The sequence below is a fragment of the Psychrobacter sp. FME5 genome, from assembly GCF_014861375.1.
Classification (GTDB): domain Bacteria; phylum Pseudomonadota; class Gammaproteobacteria; order Pseudomonadales; family Moraxellaceae; genus Psychrobacter.
Genome location: NZ_RRYX01000127.1, coordinates 1 through 8,022 on the forward strand (window position 1 = coordinate 1; position 8,022 = coordinate 8,022).

Annotated in this window: 9 protein-coding genes; 6 read left to right on the plus strand and 3 right to left on the minus strand. The window is 40.7% G+C overall.

All coding sequences use genetic code 11. The features are described 5' to 3' along the window. Positions 1-279: IS30 family transposase (locus EI161_RS12505; protein ID WP_192529689.1), on the plus strand; the 279-nt coding region annotated here is incomplete at its 5' end. A gap of 59 nt (positions 280-338) precedes the next feature. Here the strand turns inward: EI161_RS12505 and ettA are convergent. Further along, on the minus strand, positions 339-2,000 hold the full coding sequence (gene ettA, locus EI161_RS12510) for an energy-dependent translational throttle protein EttA (protein ID WP_192522710.1): 1,662 nt from the start codon (positions 1,998-2,000) through the stop codon (positions 339-341). A gap of 467 nt (positions 2,001-2,467) precedes the next feature. Here ettA and EI161_RS12515 point away from each other — a divergent pair, with 467 nt between their 5' ends. After that, positions 2,468-2,749 (plus strand): GNAT family N-acetyltransferase, encoded by a 282-nt coding sequence (locus EI161_RS12515; RefSeq protein ID WP_192522711.1) that lies wholly within the window; start codon positions 2,468-2,470, stop codon positions 2,747-2,749. 303 nt (positions 2,750-3,052) lie between these two features. Continuing rightward, a complete protein-coding gene (locus EI161_RS12520; protein WP_192522712.1) occupies positions 3,053-3,346 on the plus strand; it encodes a 4a-hydroxytetrahydrobiopterin dehydratase in 294 nt (97 codons plus the stop codon). Positions 3,347-3,467: 121 nt separating this feature from the next. Here EI161_RS12520 and EI161_RS12525 read toward each other — a convergent pair whose 3' ends face one another. Continuing rightward, a complete protein-coding gene (locus tag EI161_RS12525; RefSeq protein ID WP_192522713.1) occupies positions 3,468-3,623 on the minus strand; it encodes a DUF1328 domain-containing protein in 156 nt (51 codons plus the stop codon). Positions 3,624-4,070: 447 nt separating this feature from the next. On the opposite strand from EI161_RS12525, the gene EI161_RS12530 reads away from it, so the two are divergent. From EI161_RS12530 to EI161_RS12540, 3 genes are all read left to right on the plus strand, one after another. Continuing rightward, a complete protein-coding gene (locus tag EI161_RS12530) occupies positions 4,071-5,354 on the plus strand; it encodes a saccharopine dehydrogenase family protein (protein ID WP_192529690.1) in 1,284 nt (427 codons plus the stop codon). 526 nt (positions 5,355-5,880) lie between these two features. Continuing rightward, a complete protein-coding gene (locus EI161_RS12535) occupies positions 5,881-6,720 on the plus strand; it encodes a hypothetical protein (protein ID WP_192529691.1) in 840 nt (279 codons plus the stop codon). Between the two features lie 414 nt (positions 6,721-7,134). After that, entirely contained in the window at positions 7,135-7,524 is a 390-nt protein-coding gene (locus EI161_RS12540; RefSeq protein ID WP_192529692.1) for a hypothetical protein, read from the plus strand. A 291-nt stretch (positions 7,525-7,815) separates the two neighbouring features. Here EI161_RS12540 and EI161_RS12545 read toward each other — a convergent pair. Then, positions 7,816-8,022, minus strand: a 207-nt coding sequence (locus EI161_RS12545) for an IS30 family transposase (protein ID WP_192524905.1), incomplete at its 5' end; no start/stop codon positions are given.

Here is an 8,022-nt window from a genome sequence, read left to right on the forward strand (position 1 = left end):
AAGACCATTACCTCTGACAATGGTAAAGAGTTTGCTCAGCATAAGAAGGTGAAACGAAAGCTCTTTACTTCCTTCTTCTTTGCCGATGCTTATGCGTCATGGCAGCGAGGAACCAACGAGAATACCAACGGCTTAATCAGAGAGTTCTTGCCTAAGGGTTGTGACTTTAGACAAGTCTCTGATAATGAGATACAGGACATTGAGAATAAACTAAACAACAGACCAAGAAAACGATTAGGGTTTAAAACGCCTATGCAGGCGTTCTATAATATTAATTAGCGTTGCACTTGGTGTGTTAATCTAAGTGCTATTAAACTTGCTCTTTTTAAGCAGCTCTCTTAGTTAGTAATCTTTTTGTATTTCATACGCTTAGGAGTGGCATCATCACCCATGGTCTTTTTGCGATAAGTTTCAAACTCAGAATAGTTACCATCGAACCACACTGGGCCTTCTTCTTCGAACGCCAAGATATGGGTAGCGATACGGTCAAGGAACCAACGGTCATGCGACACCACCATGACGGTGCCTGGGAATACTTGAATCGCATCCTCTAGCGCACGCAAGGTCTCGATGTCCAAATCGTTTGAGGGTTCATCAAGGAGCAAGACGTTCGCGCCCTGCTTTAGCGTCTTCGCTAATTGCAAACGGTTACGCTCACCACCAGATAATTGACCGACGTGCTTTTGTTGGTCTGAGCCTTTGAAGTTAAAGCGACCGATATAGGCACGGCTTGGCGTGGTGTAATCACCAACGGTAATAATATCTAAGCCGTCAGACACTTCTTCCCAAACGGTTTTTTCATCATCTAAATTGTCACGTACCTGACCGACATAGGCAACCTTGACACTTTCACCCAAATCGACTGAACCCGTATCTGGCGTATCACGTTCGGTAATCATGTTAAATAGCGTGGTTTTACCTGCACCATTTGGACCAATAATACCAACGATAGCGCCAGCTGGCACGTTAAAGCTCAGGTTTTCATAGAGCAAACGGTCGCCAAATGATTTAGAAATATCATTGATTTCAATGACTTTATTACCCAAACGCGGACCAGGTGGAATATAAATCTCAGAGGTCTCGTTACGTTTCTGGAACTCTTGTGAGTTCAACTCTTCAAAACGCTGTACACGAGATTTAGACTTGGCTTGTTGGCCTTTTTGGTTTTTACGAATCCAATCCAGCTCTTTTTTCAGCGCTTTAGCAAACGATTCTTCTTGCTTATTTTGCTGCTCTAAACGGGTATTCTTTTGCTCGAGCCATTCAGTATAGTTGCCTTCGTACGGATAGCCATGACCACGGTCAAGCTCCAAGATCCACTGGGCAACGTTATCCAAGAAATAACGGTCATGGGTAATGGCAACGATAGTACCGCTGTAGTTCTGCAAGAACTGCTCTAACCATGCTACGGACTCAGCGTCCAAATGGTTGGTTGGCTCATCTAGTAATAGCATATCAGGGCGTGATAATAACAGGCGGCATAGTGCCACACGACGTTTTTCACCACCCGATAACTTGCTAACGTCAGCATCCCACGGCGGCAGACGTAGCGCATCAGCTGCTTTCTCTAATTGGGTATCTAAGGTATGCGCGTCCCACGTTTGGATGATGTCTTCCATCTTGCCTTGTTCTTCGGCCAACTTATCAAAATCGGCATCCGGTTCCGCATATTCTGCATAAATAGCATCCAAACGTGCTAGTGCATCTAACGCCTCGCGCATACCGTCTTCGACGTTACCACGTACGTCTTTACTGTCATCAAGCTGTGGTTCCTGCGGTAGATAACCGATTTTGGTGCCAGTTTGCGCGCGGGCTTCACCGCTAAACTCGGTATCTACACCCGCCATGATACGGAGCAAGGTTGATTTACCTGAACCATTGATACCCAATACACCAATTTTGGCGCCTGGGAAAAACGATAAATTGATGTTCTTTAGAATCTCGCGTTTAGGCGGAACAAGTTTGGACACGTTGTTCATCGTGTAGATATATTGAGCCATTAACACTCCGATAGACTGCATAGAAGAGGCAAGCAAATCATACTCAGCAATAATGCCAAGCGCGCTACACCTCAAAATCAGGGTTACAAATTATAAGCCATTATCGCATTGTGGCGCATACCCTGCAAGCCGACAGGTTGCTTTAGCACTGGTTTTACAGCTTTTGTCCTAGCGCGCTGTACTTTGTATAGCTGATACTGAATAAAATGGATACACGATACTATGCTGCGTGACTGGGCTGCGTGACTGGTACAAAATCAGCCAGTAAACGGCATCATTCTTAACATTTGCCCTATCTACTCTTACGGTAAAGGACTATAAATTTAAATTAAAAAGATCGATAATAGAATCAAGTTGGCTGCAAGCAGCACTATAAGTAGATTCACTGTAAAAAGAATACCGTGCTATTATTTTGAACGGACTATATAAACAAGTCACATCCGACGATAACAATGGAGAATACATATATGAGTAAACAAAATATAAATATCACTCACAATGAACAGGCCAAACGTTTTGAAACGACGGTTGAGGGACATACGGGCTATATCAGTTATAAAGAGCGTGATGACAAACTGGTTTATGATCACACGATCGTACCGCAAGAATTGGGTGGACAAGGCATCGGCTCGACACTAGTCAAACATGCATTAGATTATGCACGCGAGCACGATAAAAAAGTGGTCCCACAATGCTCATTTGTTTCGTCTTATATCGACAAACATCCTGAGTATCAAGATTTACTATAGTCTAAAGGAAATAATTAGGTTTTATAACCGCATGTCTTATGACGACATACAGTATGTAAATTCTATCGCTGTTACCTAACATATTATTACTACCTTCTAAACGTAGCTGTACCCCTGCCCTCCTATTTTTCTGATATCGCTCATTGTATGTTTGTAGCCAAATATATAATAAGACATCAGCAATAGGTGGGTTTTTTGTCCTATACTATTGATAGAGTTTATGATGCTATTTAGTCATCAATACAGACCTTTAAGTTACCAGTTAAAACAAGCTAACCCACTATAATAATAAAGGATATCACCATGAGTAGTTTATCTGACAAACAAGTAAATTTGCAGCTAGAAGGGTTACCCGGCTGGCAGCGCAATGGTAATGCAATCGTAAAAACCTACCACTTTAGTGATTTTATCGAAGCCATGAGTTTTATGAACCAAGCAGCATTTCATGCTGAAGCACTCGAGCATCACCCTGAATGGCGCAATACATACAACATAGTCGAAGTACGCCTTACTACTGGTGATACAGGTGGCATCACCAGCCATGATATTCGTTTGGCTAAACGTATGGAGCATATTATTCAGCCAAAACGCTTATGATACTTCTCAAGGATATCCCACCCTTTCAAAAGCTGTTTTATTAATTGTACCACTCACAAAAAAGCGTCCTTCAAGGACGCTTTTTCTTATAGATTATTCTTATCGTTAAAGGGTTCAACCATTACATTTTTCTACCAACAAAGGCAACGATGAACAAGATAACCGCTACTACTAGGAAGATATAAGCTAAATTACTAGATAATCCAGCGACACCACCAAAACCTAGGAAACTTGCTAACAATGCGATTACCGCAAAAATAATAGCCCAGCGAAACATAAACTTCTCCTCAAATTATTGTTGAGATACCAGATATTTAGCTCATATTCAATAAAGAATAATAAGACTAGCATTATGGATATCCGTATTACCTTATCTAGTATCTCTTTTATTTTTTGTTTTCTTAATGCTTGTTAGAACTGCTTACAAACATAGATTAGCAATTTCTATCTCCAGAAAACGTACCTTTTAGTAATGATATCGGTAGGTTATGTAACCTTTGTAGCGAATCTTAATACTTTACCGCCTTTTACCGAATTTATAGAACTTATGTTTATAGAAATTTAGCTATTATTCTATCTCTATCATTAGCATCATACAATCTACTATAAACAATAACTTACAAGTCATTTTTACGACCGATAAATACTTTACTATATAGTTATCAGCAAGATATAAATATTTATCACTGATTCAGTCATCAAATACCTATTAAGGATAATAAATATGGATACCAATACGGATACTTCAAAGACACCACAGAATAGTCATGAAAAACGCCCTTATGCTGTCGTTTTATATGGCGCCACAAGCTTTGTGGGACAAATAACAGCGCATTATTTAACCGAGTTTTTGTCTAATGCTAAAGATAAAAATGGCGACAATGTTACCTGGGCAATAGCCGGTCGTGACGAAGAAAAGTTGAATGAATTACAGTCTAAACTTGCCAGCAAAGTCGATACTATCATTGCTAACAGCAAGGATGCCGCCAGCCTCGATGAGATGACCAAACAAACCCAAGTCATTATTTCGACCGTCGGGCCTTACCTTAAATATGGCGAACCGCTGATTAAATCTTGTACCAGTAACGGTACTGATTATGTCGATCTAACCGGCGAAGCCATCTTTATCAAAGATATGATGGACAAATATCAGGACGCGGCAAAACAAAGCGGCGCTCGTATCGTCAACTCATGTGGGTTTGATTCTATTCCATCAGACTTAGGCGTTTACTTTACTCAGCAGCAAGCAGAAGATAAGTTTGGTGAGGCATGTGATGTGATTCATATGCGGGTCAAAGCAGCAAAAGGTGGCCTGTCTGGCGGTACGATAGCCTCGATGGCGACTATCTTTGAAGAAGTCGGCCAAGATAAATCACGTCGCAAACAAGTGGCAAACCCTTACTTGCTTAACGATGATAAAGATGCGCCAAATGTACGCCAAGCTAATGTTAGCAAACCTGAGTACGATAGCGAACACCAACGCTGGCTTGCTCCTTTTGTAATGGCAAGCATCAATACTCGTATCGTCCATCGCAGTAACCAACTGCTTGGTTACGAATATGGTCGCGATTTTAAATATGACGAAGCAATGTGGATGAAAGATGGCGTCAAAGGTAAATTATCGAGCTATGCGATGAGTGCAGGTTTGTTTGGGTTTGCCACCGCAATGATGATTAAGCCAAGTCGTGAGCTACTTTCTAAACACGTATTGCCTAAATCAGGCTCTGGCCCGTCTAAAGAAGACCAAGACAATGGCTATTATGATATTCGCCTGTTCGGTACCACTGCTAATAAAGACACGATTAACACCAAGGTTACTGGTGACAAAGACCCCGGTTATGGCAGTACCTCACGGATGCTGTCACAAGCGGCATTGTGTTTGGCGCAGGACGTTAGTAAAGAAGAGGTAGGCGGTGGATTTTGGACACCTGCCTCTGCAATGGGTGACAAACTGCTAACCCGTCTAAAAGAGCACGCTGGTCTTAGCTTTGAAGTGATTGATCATTAAAGCTATAGTGGATTCACTATAAAACCGAGACAGTGCTATTGGCTATAAATTTTTTGTAGCCTCTGTCACGCCTGCGAACAGCAAGCGAGAAAAGTTTGATGCTATCAAGAATGATTAACATATCAATGACCGTATCTTGAAATAAGATGCGGTTTTTTATGGTCTATATTTTCTAGCATCATTCAAGCAAATGTTAATGAATAATAATAACGTACTTCTTTAGTAAACGATGTTGCCGCTTTTCGATTTTTTAATACATTATGCTACACATTCCTAGCCTAATGTCACAGCCATATCGTAATGATTGACGTAGGATAGAGCAGGTCATGGCATTATTTTTATGACTCAGCTTTTATCACTCAGCTTTACCATCTCATTTAACCGACTCTCTATACGGTCAGTTAACACATCAAAAATCCAGCTGCGCTAAATGCTACTAATCATTGCCATTAACCAGCTTTGTTAAAAAAAGCACGACTAAAAAATACCAATTAAAATTAACAGTCATAATTAAGAGGAAATAATCATGAAATTGAATGTATTGACCGCCGCTATACTGACATCAGGTCTGGCTATGTTTGCAGTCTCTGCTAATGCGGCAATGACCACTGACAGTCATGGTAACGTTGGCTATGATAGCTATGATGAGTGTGCCATGGCCGTGAAGGATGGCTCAGCCAAATTTTATACGCCTTATACTTATCAAAACCCAAAACGCCAAACGGGTGAAACGGCGGTCAAAAAAATGCGCTTGTCAGAAGTCATGATTCCACAAGATGTTGTTAATAATAATAACTTAGCGACCAGCAGTTATTCAGCAGGCGCCTGCGATTTAGGGGTTGGCCAATCAAATGGTCGCTACGGTGTTTCGGGTGCATTGGTTGGAAAATATGTGCCTATCGCTGCCGATATGCCTGTCAACGTTTACACTGACAAAGCTGGCAACCCAGTACGTCTAAGTATGCAGCAGTGTGATAACCACTTTGGGGCTAAATTCCCAACGCCTATCATGAGCGAAGTAAAAGAAGTTGAAGCGCCGGAAGCGCAAATCGCCATCGATGAAGAGCGCAGTGTAGAACCTGTCACCATTGAAACCAATCGTGTTATTCGCCCTGCTAAATATAGCGTTAAAGAAGTCTATATTGTCCCAGACGATCAAATCAAAAAAGTGAACACGGCTGAAGGGACAGCAGTCGCTATCGAAGATGGTACTGATCGCACTGTTGTCGTTGGTGAAGAAGCTGAGGCTGATGCCATTGACAAAACCGAGGTCAATCAGACTTTTCCAGTGACTCGCGTACCTAATAATGAAACGCCACAACGTGTCGTTGACCCGAACACTGGTAAATATATAGTCGTTGAATAAAAAACGATAGTGTATTTAATCTTAGGGGCTGTATAGAATTCAGCTAAGGAACTGACAGAGACTATTTTAAAGAAAGCAGGAGGATGACAGTTTCATAACCTCACAATAAGACATAGAACAGTTAGAAATTTAATGCATTCACTACTGAAACATCAGTCGCTTAGTTGATACTCTCCTGCTTAGAGATTATAAGTGATTTAGATTAGCTTGTAAGTCTCCTTATACGAATCGATCATGATAGTCGTTTAACGATTATCATGATTTTATTTTATCTATGTATAATATGTTAGATATAGTAAATATATACATTTGAAATACTAAATAGATTCGTAATATAAGCAGAAGGCTAAATACAGGTCAAGTTTAAAACCCTTTAAACTGACACTATGAGAATGTAAACTAAGGAAGTAATTAATGAAAAACCGTACCCTACCTTTATCGTTACTAGTTGGCGCTGCGCTTACTATCCCAAGTCTAGCAATGGCAGCTCCTGCTGAAACCGCACCAGCAGATATGCAAAATGCTGCTACTGCAACCACGCTTGAGGCTGAAAACGAATCAGGATCAAACCAAGCTAACCCATTTGAAATTAGCGAAACCCAGTCTGTATCAAGAGCGAGCACGAATAACAATGCCGATCAACAACAGGCAATGCAATTAGAACAAGAAGCAATGCAAAACCAACAAGAGCCTATACAGCAACAAGATCCACAAGAAGCCATGCTACAACAAGAAGCTTTATTAGAATCACAAGAGAACTTACAACAGGCTCCTCAACAAGGCGAAGCCGTAGAAGCGCTATAAATTACGCAATATATACGCTTATTAAGTCATATAGCTTGGAAGTTACCTCCTAGCTACCTTAGTAATTATCAGCGATAAATAGTTATCAGCGAATTTCTGTCAAAACAACAGTAATCACTTGATATTTACTGATGAAATTCTTAAAATTTGTGCTTAATACTATATGTGTTTAATACTATGAGAGAAAAGAGAATCTCAGCTAGTTGAGTTACTAACTACGCTAAAACCCACTAGCTAGTGAGCCAACTCTCAAATATATTCCAAACTTAGATTAACATACCAAGTGCAACGCTAAATTATATTATAGAACACCTGATTGGGCGTTTTAAACCCTAAGCGTTTTCTTGGTCTGTTGTTTAGTTTATTCTCAATGTCCTGTATCTCATTATCAGAGACTTGTCTAAAGTCACAACCCTTAGGCAAGAACTCTCTGATTAAGCCGTTGGTATTCTCGTTGGTTCCTCGCTGCCATGACGCATAAGCATCGGCAAAGAAGAA

What these genes read in the sequence shown, in the direction of transcription:
- EI161_RS12530 (WP_192529690.1), top strand. Translation starts at nt 4,071, where the DNA reads ATGGATACCAATACGGATACTTCAAAGACACCACAGAATAGTCATGAA.
- EI161_RS12535 (WP_192529691.1), top strand. Translation starts at nt 5,881, where the DNA reads ATGAAATTGAATGTATTGACCGCCGCTATACTGACATCAGGTCTGGCT.
- EI161_RS12525 (WP_192522713.1), bottom strand. Translation starts at nt 3,623, where the DNA reads ATGTTTCGCTGGGCTATTATTTTTGCGGTAATCGCATTGTTAGCAAGT.
- ettA (WP_192522710.1), bottom strand. Translation starts at nt 2,000, where the DNA reads ATGGCTCAATATATCTACACGATGAACAACGTGTCCAAACTTGTTCCG.
- EI161_RS12515 (WP_192522711.1), top strand. Translation starts at nt 2,468, where the DNA reads ATGAGTAAACAAAATATAAATATCACTCACAATGAACAGGCCAAACGT.
- EI161_RS12520 (WP_192522712.1), top strand. Translation starts at nt 3,053, where the DNA reads ATGAGTAGTTTATCTGACAAACAAGTAAATTTGCAGCTAGAAGGGTTA.
- EI161_RS12540 (WP_192529692.1), top strand. Translation starts at nt 7,135, where the DNA reads ATGAAAAACCGTACCCTACCTTTATCGTTACTAGTTGGCGCTGCGCTT.